This is a genomic window from Sphingomonas faeni (assembly GCF_023195535.1).
GTDB lineage: Bacteria > Pseudomonadota > Alphaproteobacteria > Sphingomonadales > Sphingomonadaceae > Sphingomonas > Sphingomonas faeni_B.
In genome coordinates this window covers 77,818-98,543 of the sequence record NZ_JALPNF010000009.1, presented here as the reverse complement: position 1 = coordinate 98,543, position 20,726 = coordinate 77,818, and the positions used below count along the sequence as shown (strand labels likewise).

Sequence of the window (20,726 nt, the reverse complement as noted above, 5' to 3'; positions counted from 1 at the left end):
ACGGCGCGACGGGCAGACCGAATCACACGCGCATCGGCATCAGCACGTACAGCGCAGGAGACTTGTCGTTCTCGCGGATCAGCGTCGGGGCGGCGGCGTCGGCGAGGTGCACCTCGACCATGTCGCCGTCGATCTGCGCGAGGATGTCCATCAGGTAGCGGCTGTTGAAGCCAATCTCGAACGGGAGCGCGACGTAATCGCCGGGGACTTCCTCCGCGGCGGTGCCGTTTTCGGGCGAGGTCACCGACAGCGTGATCTTGTCGCGATCGAGCGCCATCTTGACCGCGCGGGTCTTCTCGGTGGCGATGGTCGACACGCGGTCGACGCCTTCCATGAAGCTCTTGGGGTCGATCTTGAGGATTTTGTCGTTGCCGGTCGGGATCACGCGGCTGTAATCGGGGAAGGTGCCGTCAATGAGCTTCGAGGTCAGGATCGCCTGGCCGAGATCAAAGCGGATCTTGGTCGGCGACAGCGAGACGCCGACCGAGCCATCGACCTCGTCGAGCAGCTTGCGCAGCTCGCCGATGCATTTGCGGGGGACGATCACGTCGGGCATCGATTCGGCACCCTCGGGACGCGGCAGCGTGACGCGCGCTAGGCGGTGGCCGTCGGTCGCGGCGGCCTTGAGCACCGGGTTCGAGCTGTCGCCGTCCGCCACGTGGAGGAAGATACCGTTCAGATAATAGCGCGTCTCTTCGGTCGAGATCGCGAAGCGCGTCTTGTCGATGATCTGCTTGAGCGTCTCGGCGGGCAGTTCGAACTGGGTCGGCAGTTCGCCCTCGGCGATCACCGGGAAATCGTCGCGCGGCAACGTGCCGAGCGAGAAGCGCGCGCGGCCTGCGACGATGCTCATCCGGCCTTCGGACGCGGCGAGCTGGACCTGGCTCCCTTCCGGCAGTTTCCGCGCGATGTCGAACAAGGTGTGCGCGGACACGGTGGTCGCGCCGGGCTGGTCGACTGCGGCTGCGATCGATTCGTTGATCTGGAGATCAAGATCGGTCGCCATCAGCTTGAGCGTGCCCTCGGCGGTCGCCTCGATCAGCACGTTCGACAGGATGGGGATGGTGTTGCGCCGCTCCACCACGGACTGGACATGGCTCAGCCCCTTGAGGAGCGTTGCGCGTTCGATCGTCGCCTTCATCAAAATTCCCCCCGCCACCACAGCCGGACTCGGGGCTGGGGGCAATCCGCAGATGGCTTACCCAACAACAAAGGGTCGGAGCAAGCGCTCCGACCCTTCTTTGATCACGGTAAACGTCGCGTTAAAACGCGCGCACCGTTTCGATCAGAAGCGGAAGCCGTAGCTGGCGACTACCTGGTGACGATCCGTATCTACGTCGAATCGGCCGCTGGTGCCGCCGGTCGCATAGTCGATGTTGCTGCGCTCGTACTTCGAATAGCGATATTCGAGCTTGGCATAGCTGTTCGGACCAACCGCGTGCTCGGCACCGGCACCAACGCGCCAGCCGTCGAGATTGAAATCGGTGTCGGTCGTCTGGTTGGTGTCGCCGGCGAGCACGTTCAGCTTGGCATTGGTGTAGCCGCCCTTGACGTACAGCATCGTCGTCGGAGCGACGACATAGCCCGCGCGCGCGCCGACATAGATATCGCGGCCCTGCTTGACGCGGCCGAAGCCGAAGTCGCTGGTATAGTCGTTGCGGTCGCTCTTCGAGGTCGAGCCGGTCAGTTCGGCCTCAGCCCCGAGCACGACGTTGTTCGACATGGCGATGTCGTAGCCGATGCCGCCGCCGTACAGCAGGCCATCGATCTTCTGGTCGTCGCGCCCGTTGTTGTTGGACACGCTGCTGCCGGCGCCGGTGTGGTCGTAGCCGAGCGTGGCCTCGACGCGGGGGCCGGTGAAGGTCGGGTTGGTCTGCGCGAGAGCGGGTGCTGCGACGGCTGTCGTGGCGAGCAGCGAGACGGCGATAAGCGTACGCATTGGGGTTACTCCTTACTATCTGGGCACCCCAATACGCGGGGTGGACCGCTCCAATGGACCAACCGCCCGAGCGTTGCATGAACCCCAGATAAACGCGGAAATCCGTTGCTTTTGCGCCACAGGGGGTTGAAACGCGGGCTATGATTCCAAGCCAACGGCAGGGTGAAGCGGACGCCCGTTCAAGCGATACTCCGGCCCCGCGCAAGGGGCGTGATTTCGTCGCACGGCACGGCGAAACCGTGTTCAACGCGGCGCACCGGTTGCAAGGGGATGCCGCGCATACACCGTTGACGCGCGCGGGCTTTGCTCAGGCGGACGAGCTTGGTCGGGCGTTGCGCGGATTGCTGGGGGCGAAGCCGGCGCTGACATTGTGGGCGTCGCCGACCGGGCGGGCACTGCAGACGCTGGCGGTGATCTGCGAACATCTGGAGCTCGATTGGCATGACGTGCGGACCGATCCGCGGTTGGTCGAGATCGACATGGGGTCCTGGGGCGGACGCTATTACGCGGACGTGATCGACGAGGTCGGGCCGGTGATGCTGCCGGGCGGTACGTTGAAGCCTGCGCCGGACGGCGAGACGTATCCGCAAATCGCGGCGCGCGTTGGTGGCTGGCTGGCCGATACCGCGGAGGATCCGGGCGACCGTTTGGTGATCATGCACGGCATTTCCAGCCGGGTGATGCTGGGCGTGATGACGGGCGCGCCGGTCGATCCGCTGCTGGGCGCGCCGGTTGCGACAGGCCTGCCGCAGGGATCGGTGACGCTGGTCGAGAACGGCCGCGCGACCGTGCCGCATCTCGGTACCGGTTTCGCCCCGGCGTGAGATTGGCGACTCTGCTGATCCTCGCGATCGCGGTTCCGGCATCGGCGCGCGAGACGATCGGCATCTACAAGGGCTGGGGTGCTTTTCGCGACGCGGCACCCGAGCGCTGTTACGCGATCGCGCGGCCGGTGATGGCGGGTGGCCGGTCGAGCGGTTTCGCGAGCATCGCGACCTGGCCGAAGCGCGGTCTAAGGGCCTCGCTCCACATCCGTCTCAGCCGCGAACGTGATCGATCCGCGGGGGTGACGCTGACGATCGGCGAACGACGATTCGCGTTGGTGGCGAACGGGCTGGATGCCTGGGCGAGCGATGCGCCGAGCGACCGCGCGATCGTCGCGGCGCTGCGATCGGGGCGGAGCACGAGCGTCGAGGCGGTCGGCGTCGGCGGGCGACCGTTTGCGGATGTGTATGCGCTGTCCGGGGCGGCGACGGCGATCGATGCGGCCGCGCTGGCGTGTAGCGGAGGCTGAACTGTAGGCATTCGCCCTCACTCAGTACCACCACCCCGGCGGAGGCCGGGGCCCAATTGGGGGACGGGTGTAACGACGCTCAGTCCTCCGTTGCGACGACCTTTCCAATTGGCCCCCGGCCTTCGCCGGGGTGGTGGTTATTTTGGGTGACGTTCGGCCTGACTGCGCCGACTCTGCCCCCCCTCCCCGCAGCCAGTAGAAAAATCAGCAGAATTCCGCTAAGGGCCGCGCCATGCAGACCGCCGCGAACCTCATGCCTATTCCGGGGCACATCGATCCCGTGCCCGTTCCCCGCAGCTTCGTGCCGCGCAGCGACGGGCGGATCGACCTGCTCGGGCTGTCGCTCGCCGATCTGCGGATGGCGTTGGAGACGTCGCAGCTCGAGGAGAAGCAGGCCAAGCTGCGCGCGAAACAGCTGTGGCACTGGATCTACAACCGCGGCGCGACCGAGTTCTCGGCGATGACCGACATCTCGAAGACGATGCACCCGTGGCTCGAGCAGCGCTTCGTGATCAGCCGGCCCAACGTGGTCGAGGCGCAGGTGTCGACCGACGGGACGCGGAAATGGCTGCTGCGATCGGATGACGCGCAGGATTACGAGATGGTGTTCATCCCGGACGCGGATCGCGGCACGTTGTGCGTGTCGAGCCAGGTCGGCTGCACGCTCAACTGCACCTTCTGTCACACCGGCACGATGCGGCTGGTACGCAATCTGACGCCCGCCGAAATCGTCGGTCAGGTGATGCTCGCGCGCGACTCGTTGGGCGAATGGCCGAGCCAGCCGGAAGGCCGCATGCTCACCAACATCGTGATGATGGGGATGGGCGAGCCGCTGTATAATTTCGAGAATGTCCGCGATGCGCTGAAGCTGGTGATGGACGGCGCAGGGCTGGCGCTCAGCCGTCGGCGGATCACTCTGTCGACGTCGGGCGTGGTGCCGATGATGGCGCGCGCGGGGGCCGAGATCGGCGTGAACCTGGCCGTGTCGCTGCATGCGGTGACCAAGGAGGTGCGCGACGAGATCGTGCCGCTCAACCGGAAATACGGCATCGAGGAATTGTTGCAGGCGTGCGCGGATTATCCCGGCACGAACAACGCGCGGCGGATCACGTTCGAGTACGTGATGCTGAAGGACAAGAACGACTCCGACGACGACGCGCGCGAACTCGTGCGGTTGCTGCGGAAATACGAGCTGCCGGCGAAGGTGAACCTCATTCCGTTCAATCCGTGGCCGGGTGCGCAATACGAGTGCTCGACGCCCGAGCGGATCAAGTCGTTCTCCAGCATCGTGTTTGGTGCAGGGATCTCCGCGCCGGTGCGGACGCCGCGCGGGCGCGACATCGATGCGGCGTGCGGCCAGCTGAAGACCGCGTCGGAGAAGAAGAGCCGGGCGCAGATTGATCGCGAGGCCGCCGCCGAGTCCGACGCTTTTGCTTGAGTGGAGTGCGGTTGCGCTGGCGGCAGGGGCGGGCGTTCTCGGCGGTGCGATGAATGCGCTGGCGGGCGGCGGGAGCTTCGCGACGATGCCGACGCTGATCGGGCTCGGCGTGCCCTCGACCTTCGCCAACGCGACCAGCAACGTCTCGCTTCAGCCCGGTGCGATGGCGAGTGCGTGGGCGTATCGGCATGGGCTTCAGCCGATCTCGGGCGTCGGCATGCGAACGATGGCGGGGGTCACCTTCGTCGGCGGCCTGGTCGGCAGCCTGTTGCTGGTGGCGACATCGGCGCGCGCGTTCGACCTGATCGTGCCGTGGCTATTGCTGTTCGCGACGCTGGCGATCGCGTTCGGGACTCGGGCGTCGTTGTGGCTCAGGTCGAGGGTCGAGATCGGGCCGAAGTCGCTGGTCGGAGTGCAGGCGCTGCTGGGGATTTACGGCGGCTATTTCGGGGGCGGAGTCGGGCTGATGCTGACCGCGGCGTGGGGGCTGTTGTCGGGCGCGACACCAGCGACGCTCGCGCCGCCGCGGACGCTGATGCTGGCGGTCGCGAACCTTGCCGCGACGATCATCTTCATCGCGACCGGGATGGTGGTGTGGGCGCTGTGCGTGCCGATGCTGATCGGCGGGATCGTCGGCGGGCATTACGGGGCGAAGCTGGGGTTGTTGCTGTCGCCGCAGGTTATCCGGGTGTGGACGCTGCTGGTGACCATCGCGACGACTATGGTGTTCTTTTACAGGGCCTATGCCTGACACATTATGGTTCCCCGCGAAGGCGGGGACCCAGTCTGGGCACCCGCCTTCGCGGGTGAACACTCTTGGTTTGGCATTACACATCGCCAAAAGAAGCCGTCACCCCGGCGAAAGCTGGGGTCTCGTGCGGCAAGGGCGCGCTCCGTTACCGGGAGATCCCAGCTTTCGCTGAGATGACGACTTTGGGGCGCGGACGGATCTAAGCGTCACCCCGGCCCCAGCCAGACCCAATGTCCGTCACCCCGGCGAAAGCTGGGGTCTCGTGCGGCAGGGGCGCGCTCCGTTACCGGGAGATCCTAGCTTTCGCTGGGATGACGGACTTTGAGGTGATGACGGACATTGGGGGAGTTACCCCGGCCGGCGCATCTTAAAGAGTGCATCTTCGGTGATCTCGAAATAATCGGCCGGGCCGCCGCCGCGCAGGATCGGGTTCGCACGTGCCGTCTGGTAGACGCCGTCCTCGAGCATCGCGGAGTCGATGTGAATCGCGACCGCCTCGCCGAGCACAAGCCACTGGTCGAGCTCTCGGCCGTCCTTGGTTTCGAGGCGGATCAGCTGAGTCAGCTTGCATTCGAACTGGGCGCGAGACTCTGCCACGCGGGGCGGCTTCACGTGGGTCGACGCGGCCATCTCCAACCCGGCCAGCGCGAACTCGTCGACATCGGCGGCGACGTTGGCAGCGGTCGTGTTCATCGCCTCGCTCAGGTCGCGCGAGACGAGGTTCCAGACGAACTCGCCGGTCGCCTCGATATTGGCGACGCTGTCCTTCCAGCCCATCGACGAGAAGCCGATCAGCGGCGGGCTGTAGTTGAACAGGTTGAAGAACGAATAGGGCGCAAGGTTGGCGACGCCGTTCGCCGACACCGTGCTGACCCAGCCGATCGGCCGCGGCGCGACGATTGCGTTGAGCGGATCGTGCGGCAGGCGGTGGCCATTCGCGGGTTCGTAAGAATGCCATTCGGTCATAGGCTTATCCCTGCTATTGAGCGCTTCGACAGGCTAGAGCGAAGACCGAGCATGAACGATCCCACTGTTACCCCCCATACCGTCATGGCCGTCAAGCGCCACACACTGGCGACGCGCGTCTGGCACTGGGTGACGGTGGTGACGATGTTCATCATGATCGGCAGCGGGATCGGCATATTGAAGGCGCATCCGCGACTCTATTGGGGCAGATACGGCGCGAATTTCGATACCGCCTGGACGACGCTGGACCAGTGGCCGGGCTGGGTGGTGACGTTGCTCAACCTGCTGACGATCCCGGCGAGCTACAACCTTGCGATCTCGCGGCGCTGGCACCTGTTGTTCGCGCTCGTCCTCTCGTTCGCGCTGCTCGGGTTCATGATCGTCAGCCTGATCAACCGCCATTTCCAGCGCGACCTTCGTGTCCGCGCTGCCGAGCTGTCGCCGCGCGAGGTGGCGCATGACGTGAAGGAGCATCTCGCCTTCCGCTTCCACGATCCGAAGCGGCCGGGCGCGTACAATATCCTCCAGAAGCTGTCGTACGTGGCGACGATCTTCGTGCTGATCCCGGTGATGATCCTGACCGGGCTGGCCATGTCGCCCAACATGGACGCCGCGTGGCCGTGGTTGCTCGAGATTTTCGGCGGGCGGCAGTCGGCGCGCTCGATCCACTTTATTGCCGCCACCGGACTGGTGCTGTTCATCATCGCCCATCTCGCGCTGGTCATTCTCGCCGGCGCCTGGAACGAGGTTCGGTCGATGATCACCGGACGCTGGGCAGTGCCGGAGGACGTCGCATGAGTTCGTTGATTACCCGCCGCGCGCTGGTTGCCGGCGCGACGATCGGCACGGGCGCGCTGCTGACCGGGTGCGACAAGATCGCCGCGAACCCCGAGGCGCGCAAAATCCTGTTCATGGGAGAGGACATGAACCGCGGGCTGCAGCGCGCGCTGACCAACCGTAACGCGCTCGTCCCTGAGTTCAGCCCTGCGCAGATGTCGCCGATCTTCCGATCGAACGGTACGCGCGATCCGGGTACGCCCGGGTACACTGCGATGGTCGCGAACAATTTCGCGGACTATCGCCTGAAGGTCGGCGGGCTGGTCGATCGGCCGTTGTCGGTGACGTTGCCGCAACTCCGCCAGATGCCGTCGCGCACGCAGATCACGCGCCACGACTGCGTCGAGGGGTGGAGCGCGATCGGTAAATGGCGTGGGCCGAAGCTTGGCGCACTGCTCAGCGCCGCCGGGTTGCAGAGCACCGCGCGCTACATCGTCTTCACCTGCGCGGACCTGTATCGCGGCACGCCCTATTACGAGTCGATCGACCTGATCGACGCGTTCCACCCCCAGACGATCCTGGCCTGGGCGCTCAACGATCGCGTACTCGACGTTGCGCACGGCGCGCCCGTCCGACTGAGAGTCGAACGACAGCTGGGCTACAAGCATGCGAAATACGTCATGGCGATCGATGCGGTGGCCAGCCTCGCCGGAATCGGCAAGGGCAAGGGCGGCTATTGGGAAGATAACGTGGATTATGATTGGTACGCGGGAATCTAAGCCGCCGCGGGGGTAGCGCAATTCCGTACCAGTCATTAGCTAAAGCGACATGGCTCTTTTCGATCGTTTCCTGGCCCGGCAGGTTAAAACCGGCGAACTCACGCTCATCCACGCGGACGGCACGACCAAGCATTTCGGTAAGCCCGACCCAGCCTATAACCCGGTCACGATCCGGCTGACCCAACCCGGCGTCGCCGGCGCGATCGTCCGCCACCCGGCGCTCGGCGCAGCAGAGGCGTTCATGGACGGGCGCCTCGCTATCGACCGCGGCGACATTCGCGATCTGGTCAACCTGCTCAAGGGCAACAGCCCGTGGGAGCGTGGCGGCGGGCTCAATCCGTCGCTGCCGATCAAGCTGCTCGACAAGGTCGTCCACCGCGTCGACCGGGTGAACATGGCGCGCCGATCGAAGAAGAACGTCGCGCATCACTATGATCTGTCGGACCGGCTGTACGATCTGTTCCTCGACGCCGACCGGCAATATTCGTGCGCGTATTTCACCGATCCGGGCAACAGCCTCGAACAGGCGCAGTCGGACAAGAAGGCGCATATCGCTGCCAAGCTGGCGATCCAGCCGGGGATGCGCGTGCTCGACATCGGCTGTGGCTGGGGCGGAATGGCCCTGTATTTGCACGCGAAGACCGGTGCCGAAGTGCTCGGCGTGACGCTGTCCGAAGAGCAGCTGAAGGTGGCCCGCCGTCGGGCCGAGGAGGCCGGCGTCGCCGACAAGGTGAAGTTCGAACTGATCGACTATCGCGCGCTGACCGGGACATTCGACCGGATCGTGTCGGTCGGCATGTTCGAGCATGTCGGCCCCGCGCATTACAAGGCGTTCTTCCGCAAATGCCGCGATCTTCTGACCGAGGACGGCGTAATGCTGCTTCACACGATCGGCCGGATGGGGGGGCCTGGCGTTACCGACACCTTCACGACGAAATACATCTTCCCGGGCGGGTATAATCCGGCGCTGTCGGAGATCGTGCGCGGGTATGAGGGACTGAAGTTCTTTCCGACCGATATCGAGGTGCTGCGCGTGCATTACGCGCTGACGATCGATCACTGGTATGATCGGACCGTGGCCGCGAAGGATGCGATCGTCGCGTTGTACGACGAGCGATTCTACCGGATGTGGACGTTCTACCTTGCGGGCGCCGCGGCAGCGTTCCGGACCGGGGGGATGGTCAACTACCAGATCCAGCTGTCGAAGAGCCGGATGACCCTGCCGCTGACGCGCGATTACATGATCGAGGGGGAGCGGGCTTTGCGGGAGGGGTGACGTGGGTATGGCGGGGGGGGGCGAGTCCCCCCGCCAATTTTGCTCGTTCCCCCGCGCAGGCGGGGGCCCAGGGTTACGCTAGACTGCGGTACTTAGCTGGGCTCCCGCGTCCGCGGGAGAACGAGGTTTGTGCCGAGGCGGCTTAGCGTGGCCCCTGCACTTCTGCTTTGGCAGCAGCGCGCTCGTCGCCGCCGATCTTGCCGTCCTTGTTAGCGTCGTACTTCGCGAACGTCGCCGCGAGCAGCGCCTGCGCCTCGGCCTGCGTCACCTTGCCGTCCTTGTTCTTGTCCGCACTCGTGAACCAGAGGTCCGCGAGGCGCTTGGCATGGACCGGATCCGGACGGCCCGGCCCGACCTTCATGTTGCCGATCCGCGCCTGCACTTCCGCGCGGGTCAGGACGCCGTCCTTGTTGGTGTCCGACGCGGCGAATTCGGTCTTGAACTTGGCCGAGGCGGACGCGCGGGTTTCCTGCGCGAGCGCCGGGGTCGCGAGACCCGCGAGAACGAGAACGGTGAGCGTTTGGCGTAGCACGGTTGCGTAAACTCCAGAGGATTTGCGGCGCGGATAGACCGGTTCGGTTGTACGCGCCATGAACGCCATAGTTGCAGGCGCCGGTTGCATGGATGCCCCCCAGCGCATAGGGGCGCGGGCATTGGATATTGCCGAAGGACTCTGCCCGTGACCGATCAGATCAAACGTGTGGTGCTAGCCTATTCCGGTGGCCTGGATACCAGCGTGATCCTGAAATGGCTCCAGCAGACGTACAAGTGCGAAGTGGTGACCTTCACCGCCGATCTCGGCCAAGGCGAAGAGCTGGAACCGGCGCGGGCCAAGGCCGAGCTGATGGGCGTGAAGCCCGAGCACATCTTCGTCGACGATCTGCGCGAGGAGTTCGTGCGCGATTACGTGTTCCCGATGATGCGGTCGAACGCGCTGTACGAGGGGCTGTACCTGCTCGGCACGTCGATCGCGCGGCCGCTGATCGCCAAGCGCCAGATTGAGATCGCCAAAATGGTCGGTGCCGACGCGGTCAGCCACGGCGCGACCGGCAAGGGCAACGACCAGGTCCGTTTCGAGCTTGGCTATTACGCGCTGTCGCCCGACATCAAGGTCATCGCCCCGTGGCGCGAATGGGATCTCACCAGCCGCACCAAGCTGATCGAGTTCGCGGAAGCGCATCAGATCCCGGTCAGCAAGGACAAGCGCGGCGAGTCGCCCTTCTCGACCGATGCCAACATGCTGCACACCTCGTCCGAGGGTAAGGTCCTCGAGAACCCGTGGGACGAGGTCCCCGACTATGTCTATTCGCGCACCGTGAACCCCGAGGACGCGCCCGACGCGCCGGAATACATCACGATCGATTTCGAGCGCGGCGACGGCATCGCGATCAACGGCGAGGGCATGTCTCCCGCGACCTTGCTGTCGACGCTCAACGACTATGGCCGCCGTCACGGGATCGGTCGTCTCGATCTGGTCGAGAACCGCTTCGTCGGCATGAAGAGCCGCGGCATGTACGAGACGCCCGGTGGCACGATCTATCAGCTCGCACACCGCGGCATCGAGCAGCTGACGCTCGATCGCGGCGCCGCGCATCTGAAGGACGAGCTGGCGCCGCGGTACGCCGAGCTGCTCTACAACGGCTTCTGGTTCAGCCCCGAGCGCGAGATGCTGCAGGCGGCGATCGATCACAGCCAGGAGAAGGTGTCGGGCACGGTTCGACTCAAGCTCTACAAGGGCGGCGTGTACGTGGTCGGCCGGAAGTCGCCGAACTCGCTCTATTCGGAGAAGGTCGTGACGTTCGAGGACGACCAGGGCGCGTACGACCAGCGCGATGCGGAAGGCTTTATCAAGTTGAACGCGCTGCGGCTGCGGTTGCTTGCGAAGCGCGACCGGTAACTACGATCGGTTAACCATGCGGCGCTACAGCCGCATGGGTGGACCGCGAACGCCTTGACCTGATTTCCGATCTCGCGATCGCCGTCCTGTTGGCGTTCGTTCTGGGACTGGCGTGGAGCATCGGCGACTGGTCCTCGCTTTCGGCGTTACGGCTGCCCGATACCGACGACGTCATGCGCCTCCAGCAGGTCCGCGACTGGCTTGGCGGGCAATCGTGGAGCGATCTGACCCAATACCGACTAGGTGCTGGCGTGCCGATGCACTGGTCGCGCGTTGCCGATCTGGGCCCCGCCCTACTAATCACCACCGCGGCGCCGCTGCTTGGAACGCATCGCGCCGAGGTGCTCGCCGTCACCCTCTGGCCGATCCTGCTGTTCGCCGGCGCGTTGCTGTTGGTAGGTCGGATCACCCGCCACCTCGACCCCGATGCAGGGCGCACCGCGATGGTCATCGCGGCGATCGCATATCCGGCGACGACGATCTTCGTACCCGGTCGCATCGACCATCACGGCCTGCAACTCGTGCTCCTTCTCGGCGCCACGCTGGCCGCGATCGGAAAGCCGACATTCCGTAACGGCGCGATCACCGGGGCACTTGCCGCGACCAGCCTCGTCATCGGCATGGAGACGATGCCGTTCTTTGCGGTGCTCGGTGCCGCGGCGCTGCTCGCCTGGGCGCGTGCGGAAAGCAAGGGCGAAGCGCGGATCCTCGGTCTGGGTGTCGGGACGCTGACCGGGCTCGGTATCGGCATTGCGGGGTTCGCCAGTCGACAATGGCGCTATCCTGCCTGCGACGGATTTACCCAGCAGGCCGCGACTGGCTTGGCGATCATGGCAATCGTTCCGTTAGCGATCGCGGTGCTGGGACGGCATATAATATCGGTCCGAGTCAGGCTGGCAATCGCCGCCACCCTGTTTCTCGGAGCGCTCGGCGTCATCCGGCTGCAGTCTCCCGCGTGCGGATCGCCCTATGGGCAGGTTCCTATACTGTTGCGCCGCTTGTGGCTCGATCACGTCGGAGAGGCGCAATCGATCGTCACGGCGTCATTCGGCGTGGCGTTCGGGTATTTCGGAGTCATGCTCGCGGGGGTCGCGGCCTCAGCGTGGCTGGTGCGTCGGCGACCCGGTCGCAACGCGGTCCTGCTGCTCGCGCTTCAGTGCACCGCCGTCGCGATCGCCGCAGTGCAGCTTCGCGGTGCCTATACCGGCGCGATGCTCGGCGCGCCCGCGCTGGCCATCATGATCGGCGCGGCACGGCGGCGCGGTGTTCTCACGCTGGTACCGGCATGGATTCTCTCAACCGGCATGCTCTACCCTATCGCGGCCGAGGTATTCCCGCCGTCGCCGCGAAAGCCCTCTCCAAGCGCGTCGACCTGCACCTCGCCTCCAGCGATAGCTGCGCTCGACCACCTTTCGCCCGGCATGGTGATGGCACCGATCGACGTCGCCCCCTGGGGTATCGCCGCCACCCCGCATGCCTTCGTGGCCGGCCCCTATCACCGTAACACCGCAGGAAATGTCGCAATGTACCGGTTCTTTATCGGCCGCAGCAGCCAGGCGCGAGCGATCGCAGATCAATGGAAGGTCCGTTACGTGGTCTATTGCGACAGTGATTTCGACGGCATCCAGCCCGCCCCTGACAGCATGGCGAAGGAACTGGCATCGCGCAGGATTCCAGCATGGCTCAAGCCGCTGGATTCTCCCGGCAACAGGATATTCGAGGTCGTCCCGTGACCGGCACGATCGCACGACCCGACGTGGAGCACGACATCCGTTCCACCACGCTCTCCGGCGCAGCACGGCAAGGCTGGTGGACGACGCGCGGGTTCGCGGTCCTCGCGATACTCGCCGCTCTAATTCCCATGCTGTGGCCGGCGATCCCTCCGCTGACCGACGTGCCCGGCCACATCGGTCGCTACCGGATCCTCGCGGACGCAGGCACCGGTCCGCTCGCACAGCATTACGACGTACGCTGGGCGCTGATCGGCAACCTCGGCGTCGACCTGCTCGTTATGGCGTTGCATCCTCTGCTCGATGTCGAGCCCGCGGCTCGGCTGGTGATTGGCTTGATCCCGGCGATGACCGTCGCAGCGATGCTGTGGGTCGCCTATGAAGCGCACGGCCGCATCCCGGCGATGGCGGGCTTCGCGCTGCCACTCGCCTATAGCTACCCGTTCCAACTTGGGTTCGTGAATTTCTGCCTCGGCGCTGCGATGGCGCTTGCAGGGCTTGCCTGGTGGATCCGGCTGGCGCGGACGCGTCCGACCTGGGTGCGCATAATCGTGTTCGTGCCATACGCCGGGCTGACTTGGCTATGCCACAGCTTCGGCTGGGCCATGCTCGGGCTGTTCGTAATCGGCGCGGAATGGTCGCTGCGTATGCGGCGCGGCGAACCCTGGATCGAGGCGGCCTTCGCGGCCGGCCTGATGGCGTTGCCGATGGCATGGCCACTCCTGATCATGCTCGGCAGTGGCAGCGATCGGCTGGCAGGCGATACCGGCAAGTGGTTCCGCTGGAGCGCCAAGGCGCAATGGCTCGTGTCGATGCTGCGCGAACGTTGGAAGGTGTACGACATCGCTGGCGTCGTACTGATCGTCTGCGCGGTGTGGACCGCAGTCCGCTCGCCACGCATGCAGTTCATAGGAGTGCTTGGCATTCCGGCGCTGTTCGGTCTGATAACCTTCGTGATGCTACCGCTGATGTTCCAGGGCGGGGCCGGAGTCGATATGCGGATGCTGCCTTACGCGGCGGCGCTTGCGGTGCTGGCAATCCGCATCGAGCCGGATCACGATGCGCTTGCGCGGCGGGCCGCGGCGATCGGCGCCGCGTTTTTCGCGGTCAGGATTGCTACGACGACGATCGCGTTCATCCTTTTCAGTCAAGGCCAGTCCCGCGCGCTGCAAGCGCTGAACGCCATTCCGCGCGCCGCTGCCGTCCTGGTATTGGTGAACGAGCCAAACATGACGTCCTGGTTCAACCCCCGCCTCACGCACATCGCCGGTCTGGCGGTGGCGCGGCGTGAGGCTTTCGACAACGAACAATGGGCGCTCGCGGGTCAGCAACTGATCCACCCGCGCCATCCCGATGCCGCACCATTCGATCGCGATCCGTCGCAGATCGTCCATCCACCGGGAACCGAGGACCAGACCATCGACTTCGACAAAGCGATACGCGCCTTCGATCGCTGCACGTTCCAACGGGTTTGGACGATCGGCTTCCCGGTCGGACGGGCACAGTCGGCCGACCTCGTCCCGATCTGGTCCGATGGAAGATCCGCGGTCTATTCCGTCGCATTCGATCATGCAGGGTGCTTGTCGAAGGGCCCCATGCGGCGCTAGGCGTCGACGATGACGCGGGGGCAGAGCACGGAACTTCACTGGTGGCAGACGCGCGGCTTCGTCTTCGCGGTGGCGCTAGCGTCGATCGTACCGTTGCTGTGGCCGGAGATCCCGCCGCTGGTCGATCTGCCGGGCCACATGGGCCGCTACCGCGTCCAGTTGGCGATCGGCGAAAATCCCTGGCTTTCGCAGTGGTATAACTTCCGCTGGCAGATGATCGGCAATCTCGGCATCGACCTGTTGATCGAACCGCTCGCGCCGATCTTCGGGTTGCAGCTGGCGGTGAAGCTGATCGTGATGGCGATCCCGGCGCTCACCGTGACCGGGCTGCTGTGGATCGCGCGCGAGGTGCATGGGCGAATCCCGGCGACCGCGTTGTTCGCGCTCCCGCTCGCCTACAGCTATCCGTTCCAGTTCGGGTTCGTGAACTTCGCATTGGCGATGGCGATCGCGCTCAACCTGTTCGCGCTGTGGCTGCGGATGGGGCGGCTCGGGCGGACCAAGCTGCGTACTGCGATCTTCATCCCCGTCTCGTGCCTGTTGTGGCTGTGCCATACGTTTGGCTGGGGCGTGCTGGGCGTGCTCGCCTTCTCCGCCGAACTGATCCGCCAGCACGACATCCGCCGCGACAGCGATCCCAAAAGCTGGGCACATGGCTGGTTCAGGGCGTTCGTCCAGGCCGGGCTGAACTGCGTGCCGCTCGCGCTGCCGATGGTGATGATGGTGGTGTGGCGCTCGGGCGATCATGTCGGCGGCAAGACGCAGGACTGGTTCAACTGGCGCTGGAAGATGAACTGGATCACGATGGTCCTGCGCGATCGGTGGATGGCGTTCGACATCGCGTCGGTGACGGTGCTGTTCGTGATCCTGTTCCGCGGCGTGCGCGACCAGACGATCGAATATTCGCGCAACCTGGGGCTGTCGGCGCTGTTTCTCGCAGGCGTATACGTGCTGTTGCCGCGGATCGTGTTCGGGTCGGCCTATGCGGACATGCGGCTCGCGCCGTTCGTGCTGGCGATCGCGGTGATCGCGCTGCGGCCGCGGCATGGGCTGTCGTTGCGGGGCGCTGCCGTGCTGGCGGTGCTGGGCTTTGCGTTCTTCGGCGTGCGGCTGGCGGGGACGACGGTCAGCTACCTGATGTACGATCGCAGCTACGACCAGGCGATCGCAGCGATCGATACGGTGCCAGAGCGGTCTCGCGTGGTGTCGTTCGTCGGGCGGCGGTGTCGCGACGACTGGGCGTATTCGCGGCTCGAGCATGTGCCGGCGCTGCTGCTCGAGCGGCGCCTCGCCTTTACCAACGATCAATGGTCGATGGCCGGCGCGCAGCTGCTGACGACGAACTACGCGGCGGCGCGCGGGTTCGCGCATGATCCGTCGGAGATCGTCAGCGACATCAAGTGCCGTGGCCAGTTCTGGCGGCCGATTTCGATGGCGCTGGAGAAATTCCCGCGCGAGGCGTTCGATTACGTCTGGCTGATCCACCCGCCGAAGTTCGATCCGGCGCTGGTCGGCGACCTGACGCTGATCCGGCGAGACGAAACGAGCTTGCTCTACCGCGTCAACCGGGGGCCTTTGGTCCAGCCGGCGGCTCGCCCCGCCGGAACGGAGTAAGCTCGCCGAGATACTCCTGCTGCTCCGCGACGGCTTCGCGTTCACGGACGAGATAGTCGGCGATCGCGCGACGGAAGCTCGGGTCGGGGATGTAGTGCGCGGAATAGGTCGCGACGGGCGCATAGCCGCGCGCGAGCTTGTGCTCGCCCTGCGCGCCCGCCTCGACGGTCTTCAAACCCCGCGCGATGGCGGCGTCGATCGCCTGATAATAGCAGAGTTCGAAATGGAGGAACGGCACCTCCTCGGTCGCGCCCCAGTAACGGCCGTAGAGCGTGTCCGCGCCGATCAGGTTGAGCGCGCCGGCGATGAGAATGCCGTCCCGCTCGGCGAGGATCAGCAGGATCTGGTCGCCCATCGTCTCGCCGATCTGGTCGAAGAACGCGCGTGTCAGATAGGGCTGACCCCATTTGCGGGCGCCGGTGTCCTGGTAGAAGACCCAGAACGCGTCCCAATGCGCGGGCGTGATCTCGGCGCCGGTGAGGTGGCGGATCGTCAGGCCTTCGACCGCGGCCGCGCGCTCCTTGCGGATCGCCTTGCGCTTGCGGCTGGCGAGCACGGCGAGGAAATCGTCGAAACTCGCATACCCGTCGTTCTTCCAGTGGAACTGCGTGCCCTGGCGGATCAGCCAGCCGGCGGACTCGAACAGCGCCACCTCGTCGGGGTCGATGAAGGTCGCATGCGCGGAAGATAGCCCGCTCTGGTCGGTCACTGCTTCCAGCGCGGCGATCAGCGCAGGGGCCTGGTCGCGGTCGCGGAGGAGGAGGCGCGGGCCCGGCACCGGGCTGAACGGTGCGGCGATCTGGAGCTTGGGGTAATATTGCCCCCCTGCCCGCTCCCAGGCGTCGGCCCAGCCCTGATCGAACACGTATTCGCCCTGGCTGTGGCTCTTGGCGTAAGCTGGCGCGATCCCCGCTGGTTTGCCGTCGGGGCCGTCGACCACGATCGGCAGCGCCTGCCACCCTGAACGGCCCCCGACGCTTTTCGAGGCTTCGAGCGCGGAGAGGAACGCGTGGCCGACGAACGGGTTGGCGGTGCCGGAGCACGCGTCCCAGTCCTCGGCCGCGATCGAGGTGACGCCTTGGGCGATACGGGCTGTGACGGCGTTCATTGCCGCTTAGGTAGAGACGCAGAGACGCGCCTCCAAGGGCCATAGGTGGAGACGCGCAAGCGCGCCTCCAAGGAGCTTAGGCGGAAACCTGCACGATCGCGTCGATCTCGACCGCGGCGCCGAGCGGGAGGACGGGGACGCCGACCGCCGAGCGTGCGTGCTTGCCGGCATCGCCGAACAGCGCGACCATCAGGTCCGACGCGCCGTTGGCGACCTTGGGCTGATCGGTGAAGTCGCCGGTCGAGTTGACGAACACGCCGAGCTTCACGATCCGCTCGACTCGGCCGAGCGTGCCGAGCGCCGCCTTCATCTGTGCGACGAGCATGAGTGCGCAGAGCTTGGCGGCCTCCTGTGCGTCTTCGAGCGAGACACCGTCGCCCACGCGGCCGGTGACCAGGGCGCCGTCCTTGAACGGCAACTGACCCGAGATGTGGAGCATGCCGTTCGCCAGCACGGTCGGGACGTAGGACGCCACGGGTGCGGCAGCCTGCGGAAGGGTGAGGCCCAGCTCTTCGAGCTTGCGGTCGATACGATCGGTCATGGGGGTGGTATCACCACAGCGGTGGGGGATGGGTCAAGTGCATGGGGCATGCCCACCCCCTATCCTCCCCTGCAAGGGGAGGTGGCAGCGCTTAGCGCTGACGGAGGGGTGATCCCGTTCTCGATAGCGCGATACCCCTCCGTCGCTTCGCGCCACCTCCCCTTGCAGGGGAGGATCGAGAGGTCAGGCGCCAGCCGGCAAACCCGCTTCGAACCGCGCGGCGATCCAGTCCGCCGCGTCGCGCCAGTCGTCGATCCGCGCGTGTGCCTCGGGCGCCTTCGGCACGTTCACCGCCAACGTCGGCTCGGAGACCATGTGCAACCTGTGCACCCCCGGCGCGTGCTTCGCGACCGACTCGTGATGCACCGCCAGATCGTCGACGAACACCGTTACCGGCGACCCATATTCCGCGACCAGCCGCGATACCGGCGTGCCCTTGCCGCCCTGGTTGCACTCGACCCGGTGGGCGATGCCGAACTTCGCCAGCTGCTCGATTCGCGGCAGGCGACATTCGTCCTGGAGGTTGGTGAGGATGACGATATCCGCCACCTGCGCCAGCCGCTCGAGCGCCTCGACCGCATGCGGCACCAGCGTCTGGCGGTGCATCTCGCCCGGAAAGAACTCACCCAGCATCGCCCACATATCCTCGCGCGACGGCGGCGGACCACCGTCACGCCGCGTCATCGCGGTCGAGAAATCGCCGTGCTGGATCTGGAAATCGATGTCGTGGCGCTCGTCGAGCCAGACGCCGAAATGCTTGACCATGTGCAGCAGCACTTCGTCGCAATCGCTGATCAGCAACGGCCTCATGCTTCCAGCTCCATACGGGCGCGGACCAGCGCCTCGGGCTTCACGCCGAGCGAGTCGGCGCAGGCGATCAGGTCCGGCTCATGGTTTTCGAGGAAGCCCAGCGCCGCGGACAGCACCGTCGGGTCGCTCGCCCTTGCGCGGAGATCGTGCGGCTCCAGACCGGTCACCGACAACAGCCGCATCGCGCGGTCGGGCTCGACCAGGGTCCAGACCAAAGCGCGCAGGGCGAGCGCTTCGGCGTCTTCGTTTGAATCGCGGTCGCGCATTGCCTATCGTGCCTTTTTTCCGGATAAGGTGCGGCGGTGACAAAGAAGGTGCTCGTTGTCGAGGACAACGAACTGAACCTCAAACTATTCTGCGACCTGCTGCGTGCGCACCAGTTCTCGGTCGAACCCGTGCGCGACGGCCGCGACGCGGTTGCGCGGGCGCGGGATTTCACCCCCGACCTGATCATCATGGACATCCAGATGCCGCACGTCACCGGCTATGAGATCATCCTCGAACTGAAGGCGGACGACGCGTTGCGCGCGATCCCGGTGATGGCGGTAACGGCCTATGCCGGGCGCGAGGACGAGGAGCGGATCCGGGCGGCTGGCGCGGATTCATATGTGTCGAAGCCGATTAGCCTTGCGCGATTCATGGATGCGGTCGGGGCTTTGGTCTGAAGACAGCCTCCCTTGCGTTGCCGATTTACCCCCGCCCCACACCGTCACCCCAGCGAAAGCTGGGGTCTCCCCGTTACGGGCGTACCCTCGCGGCGGGAGATCCCAGCTTTCGCTGGGATGACGAAGTCGGGAACGACGACCAGCACAAACGCCAAAAGCCGCGGAGTTACCCGCGGCTTTCCGGATCTTCGCAATCAGTCGACGGCTTGCACCGCCAACAAGATTACTTGATCTTGGCTTCCTTGAACTCGACATGCTTGCGCACGACGGGATCGTACTTCGAGAAGGAGAGCTTCTCCGTCTTCGTACGGGGATTCTTCTTGGTGACGTAGAAGAAGCCGGTGTCAGCGGTGCTGAGCAGCTTGATCTTTACGGTGGTCGGCTTGGCCATGAGCCCAATTCCTATGGCTTGAAAATGCGAAAGCGGCGAACTGACGCCGCCGCTCCATCAAGGGCGGCGCATGACGGACGCGTGCGACGAAGTCAAGCTTTACGCCCTTCGAGGAGGCCAACATACCGCATTTAACCCGCTATTCACTACCCAAGGCGCTATATATCCGCAGACAACAGGAGCGGGGATCATGGGGCAGGCGCTGAGACTCACCGAGATCGATCGAATCGACGCCATGATCGCGGTGAAGGCCGATCTCGCCGCGCGAATCGCCGCGATCGACGTCCGGGCGCCCTATTCCCGCCCCTGCGACATCGCCACGGAGATCGATGCGATCCGCGTGATCGCGCACAGCAACGGGCTCAACCCGGCGGTCACCGTCGCGCACTTCGTCGATTCGGCGCTGTCCCGCGGCGAGCACGGCGCGCTGGTGCATGGTTGGCTGGCGATCCTGCGCGATGCGGTCGGCTGCGAGCGGCAGGACGTCCAGGCGTGCCATGCCTTCGCCGCCGCCTGTTCGGTGCGTCTTGCGGGATAATCCATGGACGCCTTGATGGCGGCATTCGTCGCGGCCGCGCTGGCGCAGATCGGCGACCGGACCGCGTGGCTCGCCGCGATCCTGTCGGACCGGTACGCTAAGCCGGGACTGGTCATCCTGATGGCGGCATTCGCGTTGCTCGCGGCGAGTGGATTGGCGGCAACGCTGGGCGCGATCATCGGGCCGAAGCTCGCGCCCAACGCACAGCAACTGATGCTCGCGCTCGCGCTGCTGTTGCAGGGCGGTGGATCGTTCTTTCCGGCCAAGGCGCCCGAACGGCTGACGGGCTGGAAGGTCGGCGCGCTCGCCACCACCGTACTTGGCCTCTTCATTCTCGCATTCGGCGACGGCGTACAGTTCATCGTGCTGACGCTCGCCGCGCGCTCGCCCGTCCCGGCGCTCGCCGCGATCGGCGCGACGATCGGCTCGCTCGTCGTGATCGTCCCCGCTGCGCTGATGGGCGAGGCGGCGTGGCTGAAACTCCCGTTGAGGCCGCTGCGCATCGCCATCGGCATCGTGTTCCTGATCTTCGGGATCGTCCTCGCCCTCGGCGCGCTGCGGCTCGTTTGACCTGAGGAGCATTTTCGCGTTCGGATCGTTTTCGC

General features: G+C 65.5%; 23 protein-coding genes. 14 read left to right on the top strand and 9 right to left on the bottom strand.

Annotated elements, in window-relative coordinates:
- Positions 1-22: 22 nt before the first annotated feature.
- Together dnaN and SPHN_RS15465 are read right to left on the bottom strand one after the other, a co-directional pair.
- Positions 23-1,141, bottom strand: coding sequence for a DNA polymerase III subunit beta (gene dnaN / locus SPHN_RS15470; protein ID WP_056017955.1), 1,119 nt, complete (start codon positions 1,139-1,141; stop codon positions 23-25).
- Positions 1,142-1,285: 144 nt separating this feature from the next.
- Positions 1,286-1,939, bottom strand: a complete 654-nt coding sequence (locus SPHN_RS15465) for an outer membrane protein (protein WP_248524630.1) — start codon at positions 1,937-1,939, stop codon at positions 1,286-1,288.
- Positions 1,940-2,079: 140 nt separating this feature from the next.
- Here SPHN_RS15465 and SPHN_RS15460 point away from each other — a divergent pair, with 140 nt between their 5' ends.
- From SPHN_RS15460 to SPHN_RS15445, 4 genes are all read left to right on the top strand, one after another.
- On the top strand, positions 2,080-2,763 hold the full coding sequence (locus tag SPHN_RS15460) for a histidine phosphatase family protein (protein WP_248524629.1): 684 nt from the start codon (positions 2,080-2,082) through the stop codon (positions 2,761-2,763).
- Positions 2,760-3,233: an invasion associated locus B family protein gene (locus SPHN_RS15455; RefSeq protein ID WP_248524628.1), complete on the top strand. Its 474-nt coding sequence runs from the start codon at positions 2,760-2,762 to the stop codon at positions 3,231-3,233. The genes SPHN_RS15460 and SPHN_RS15455 overlap by 4 nt, the downstream gene beginning before the upstream one ends.
- A gap of 232 nt (positions 3,234-3,465) precedes the next feature.
- The gene (rlmN, locus tag SPHN_RS15450; RefSeq protein ID WP_056061442.1) at positions 3,466-4,671 is read left to right on the top strand and encodes a 23S rRNA (adenine(2503)-C(2))-methyltransferase RlmN; all 1,206 of its coding nucleotides are present in this window, start codon (positions 3,466-3,468) and stop codon (positions 4,669-4,671) included.
- Positions 4,664-5,422, top strand: a complete 759-nt coding sequence (locus SPHN_RS15445) for a sulfite exporter TauE/SafE family protein (RefSeq protein ID WP_248524626.1) — start codon at positions 4,664-4,666, stop codon at positions 5,420-5,422. The genes rlmN and SPHN_RS15445 overlap by 8 nt, the downstream gene beginning before the upstream one ends.
- 348 nt (positions 5,423-5,770) lie before the next feature.
- On the opposite strand, the gene SPHN_RS15440 is transcribed toward SPHN_RS15445, so the two are convergent.
- Positions 5,771-6,388: a flavin reductase family protein gene (locus tag SPHN_RS15440; protein ID WP_248524624.1), complete on the bottom strand. Its 618-nt coding sequence runs from the start codon at positions 6,386-6,388 to the stop codon at positions 5,771-5,773.
- 51 nt (positions 6,389-6,439) lie between these two features.
- Here SPHN_RS15440 and SPHN_RS15435 point away from each other — a divergent pair, with 51 nt between their 5' ends.
- From SPHN_RS15435 to SPHN_RS15425, 3 genes are read left to right on the top strand one after another with little or no spacing between them, the layout of a single operon-like run.
- Positions 6,440-7,186, top strand: coding sequence for a cytochrome b/b6 domain-containing protein (locus SPHN_RS15435; protein ID WP_248524623.1), 747 nt, complete (start codon positions 6,440-6,442; stop codon positions 7,184-7,186).
- Positions 7,183-7,944, top strand: coding sequence for a molybdopterin-dependent oxidoreductase (locus SPHN_RS15430; RefSeq protein ID WP_248524622.1), 762 nt, complete (start codon positions 7,183-7,185; stop codon positions 7,942-7,944). The genes SPHN_RS15435 and SPHN_RS15430 overlap by 4 nt, the downstream gene beginning before the upstream one ends.
- Before the next feature lie 49 nt (positions 7,945-7,993).
- Entirely contained in the window at positions 7,994-9,220 is a 1,227-nt protein-coding gene (locus SPHN_RS15425; RefSeq protein WP_248524621.1) for an SAM-dependent methyltransferase, read from the top strand.
- Positions 9,221-9,362: 142 nt separating this feature from the next.
- Here the strand turns inward: SPHN_RS15425 and SPHN_RS15420 are convergent, their stop codons facing one another.
- On the bottom strand, positions 9,363-9,812 hold the full coding sequence (locus tag SPHN_RS15420; RefSeq protein ID WP_248524620.1) for an EF-hand domain-containing protein: 450 nt from the start codon (positions 9,810-9,812) through the stop codon (positions 9,363-9,365).
- A gap of 87 nt (positions 9,813-9,899) precedes the next feature.
- On the opposite strand from SPHN_RS15420, the gene SPHN_RS15415 reads away from it, so the two are divergent.
- The 4 genes from SPHN_RS15415 to SPHN_RS15400 are packed head-to-tail and all read left to right on the top strand — an operon-like array spanning position 9,900 to position 16,068.
- Positions 9,900-11,117 carry an argininosuccinate synthase gene (locus SPHN_RS15415; RefSeq protein ID WP_248524619.1) on the top strand — a complete coding sequence of 406 codons (1,218 nt, stop codon included), beginning with the start codon at positions 9,900-9,902 and terminating at the stop codon, positions 11,115-11,117.
- Between the two features lie 38 nt (positions 11,118-11,155).
- Entirely contained in the window at positions 11,156-12,850 is a 1,695-nt protein-coding gene (locus SPHN_RS15410) for a hypothetical protein (RefSeq protein WP_248524618.1), read from the top strand.
- A complete protein-coding gene (locus tag SPHN_RS15405) occupies positions 12,847-14,454 on the top strand; it encodes a hypothetical protein (RefSeq protein WP_248524617.1) in 1,608 nt (535 codons plus the stop codon). Before SPHN_RS15410 ends, SPHN_RS15405 begins: the two co-directional genes overlap by 4 nt.
- A 9-nt stretch (positions 14,455-14,463) precedes the next feature.
- Positions 14,464-16,068: a hypothetical protein gene (locus SPHN_RS15400; RefSeq protein WP_248524615.1), complete on the top strand. Its 1,605-nt coding sequence runs from the start codon at positions 14,464-14,466 to the stop codon at positions 16,066-16,068.
- Here SPHN_RS15400 and SPHN_RS15395 read toward each other — a convergent pair.
- From SPHN_RS15395 to SPHN_RS15380, 4 genes are all read right to left on the bottom strand, one after another.
- Positions 16,016-17,176 (bottom strand): GNAT family N-acetyltransferase, encoded by a 1,161-nt coding sequence (locus SPHN_RS15395; RefSeq protein ID WP_248524613.1) that lies wholly within the window; start codon positions 17,174-17,176, stop codon positions 16,016-16,018. The two genes, SPHN_RS15400 and SPHN_RS15395, sit on opposite strands and share 53 nt — an antisense overlap.
- Before the next feature lie 76 nt (positions 17,177-17,252).
- Complete coding sequence (locus SPHN_RS15390; RefSeq protein ID WP_107963944.1) at positions 17,253-17,717, bottom strand: RidA family protein; 465 nt, start codon at positions 17,715-17,717, stop codon at positions 17,253-17,255.
- A 183-nt stretch (positions 17,718-17,900) separates the two neighbouring features.
- On the bottom strand, positions 17,901-18,527 hold the full coding sequence (locus SPHN_RS15385; RefSeq protein ID WP_248524612.1) for an HAD family hydrolase: 627 nt from the start codon (positions 18,525-18,527) through the stop codon (positions 17,901-17,903).
- Positions 18,524-18,793: a DUF3572 domain-containing protein gene (locus SPHN_RS15380; RefSeq protein ID WP_248524610.1), complete on the bottom strand. Its 270-nt coding sequence runs from the start codon at positions 18,791-18,793 to the stop codon at positions 18,524-18,526. The genes SPHN_RS15385 and SPHN_RS15380 overlap by 4 nt, the downstream gene beginning before the upstream one ends.
- A gap of 36 nt (positions 18,794-18,829) precedes the next feature.
- Here SPHN_RS15380 and SPHN_RS15375 point away from each other — a divergent pair, with 36 nt between their 5' ends.
- Positions 18,830-19,192, top strand: coding sequence for a response regulator (locus SPHN_RS15375; protein WP_248524608.1), 363 nt, complete (start codon positions 18,830-18,832; stop codon positions 19,190-19,192).
- Between the two features lie 223 nt (positions 19,193-19,415).
- Here SPHN_RS15375 and rpmG read toward each other — a convergent pair whose 3' ends face one another.
- Complete coding sequence (rpmG, locus tag SPHN_RS15370; RefSeq protein ID WP_055881863.1) at positions 19,416-19,583, bottom strand: 50S ribosomal protein L33; 168 nt, start codon at positions 19,581-19,583, stop codon at positions 19,416-19,418.
- A 190-nt stretch (positions 19,584-19,773) separates the two neighbouring features.
- Here rpmG and SPHN_RS15365 point away from each other — a divergent pair, with 190 nt between their 5' ends.
- On the top strand, positions 19,774-20,121 hold the full coding sequence (locus SPHN_RS15365) for a hypothetical protein (protein ID WP_248524606.1): 348 nt from the start codon (positions 19,774-19,776) through the stop codon (positions 20,119-20,121).
- A 3-nt stretch (positions 20,122-20,124) separates the two neighbouring features.
- A complete protein-coding gene (locus SPHN_RS15360; RefSeq protein WP_248524604.1) occupies positions 20,125-20,691 on the top strand; it encodes a TMEM165/GDT1 family protein in 567 nt (188 codons plus the stop codon).
- The last annotated feature ends 35 nt before the right edge of the window (positions 20,692-20,726 follow it).

Bases quoted from the DNA above. Each gene is read 5' to 3' on its own strand.
- SPHN_RS15365 (WP_248524606.1), top strand. From the start codon at position 19,774: ATGGGGCAGGCGCTGAGACTCACCGAGATCGATCGAATCGACGCCATG.
- SPHN_RS15400 (WP_248524615.1), top strand. From the start codon at position 14,464: ATGACGCGGGGGCAGAGCACGGAACTTCACTGGTGGCAGACGCGCGGC.
- rlmN (WP_056061442.1), top strand. From the start codon at position 3,466: ATGCAGACCGCCGCGAACCTCATGCCTATTCCGGGGCACATCGATCCC.
- SPHN_RS15390 (WP_107963944.1), bottom strand. From the start codon at position 17,717: ATGACCGATCGTATCGACCGCAAGCTCGAAGAGCTGGGCCTCACCCTT.
- SPHN_RS15425 (WP_248524621.1), top strand. From the start codon at position 7,994: ATGGCTCTTTTCGATCGTTTCCTGGCCCGGCAGGTTAAAACCGGCGAA.
- SPHN_RS15395 (WP_248524613.1), bottom strand. From the start codon at position 17,176: ATGAACGCCGTCACAGCCCGTATCGCCCAAGGCGTCACCTCGATCGCG.
- SPHN_RS15420 (WP_248524620.1), bottom strand. From the start codon at position 9,812: ATGGCGCGTACAACCGAACCGGTCTATCCGCGCCGCAAATCCTCTGGA.
- dnaN (WP_056017955.1), bottom strand. From the start codon at position 1,141: ATGAAGGCGACGATCGAACGCGCAACGCTCCTCAAGGGGCTGAGCCAT.
- SPHN_RS15360 (WP_248524604.1), top strand. From the start codon at position 20,125: ATGGACGCCTTGATGGCGGCATTCGTCGCGGCCGCGCTGGCGCAGATC.
- SPHN_RS15435 (WP_248524623.1), top strand. From the start codon at position 6,440: ATGAACGATCCCACTGTTACCCCCCATACCGTCATGGCCGTCAAGCGC.
- SPHN_RS15465 (WP_248524630.1), bottom strand. From the start codon at position 1,939: ATGCGTACGCTTATCGCCGTCTCGCTGCTCGCCACGACAGCCGTCGCA.
- SPHN_RS15430 (WP_248524622.1), top strand. From the start codon at position 7,183: ATGAGTTCGTTGATTACCCGCCGCGCGCTGGTTGCCGGCGCGACGATC.
- SPHN_RS15385 (WP_248524612.1), bottom strand. From the start codon at position 18,527: ATGAGGCCGTTGCTGATCAGCGATTGCGACGAAGTGCTGCTGCACATG.
- rpmG (WP_055881863.1), bottom strand. From the start codon at position 19,583: ATGGCCAAGCCGACCACCGTAAAGATCAAGCTGCTCAGCACCGCTGAC.
- SPHN_RS15380 (WP_248524610.1), bottom strand. From the start codon at position 18,793: ATGCGCGACCGCGATTCAAACGAAGACGCCGAAGCGCTCGCCCTGCGC.
- SPHN_RS15440 (WP_248524624.1), bottom strand. From the start codon at position 6,388: ATGACCGAATGGCATTCTTACGAACCCGCGAATGGCCACCGCCTGCCG.
- SPHN_RS15460 (WP_248524629.1), top strand. From the start codon at position 2,080: ATGATTCCAAGCCAACGGCAGGGTGAAGCGGACGCCCGTTCAAGCGAT.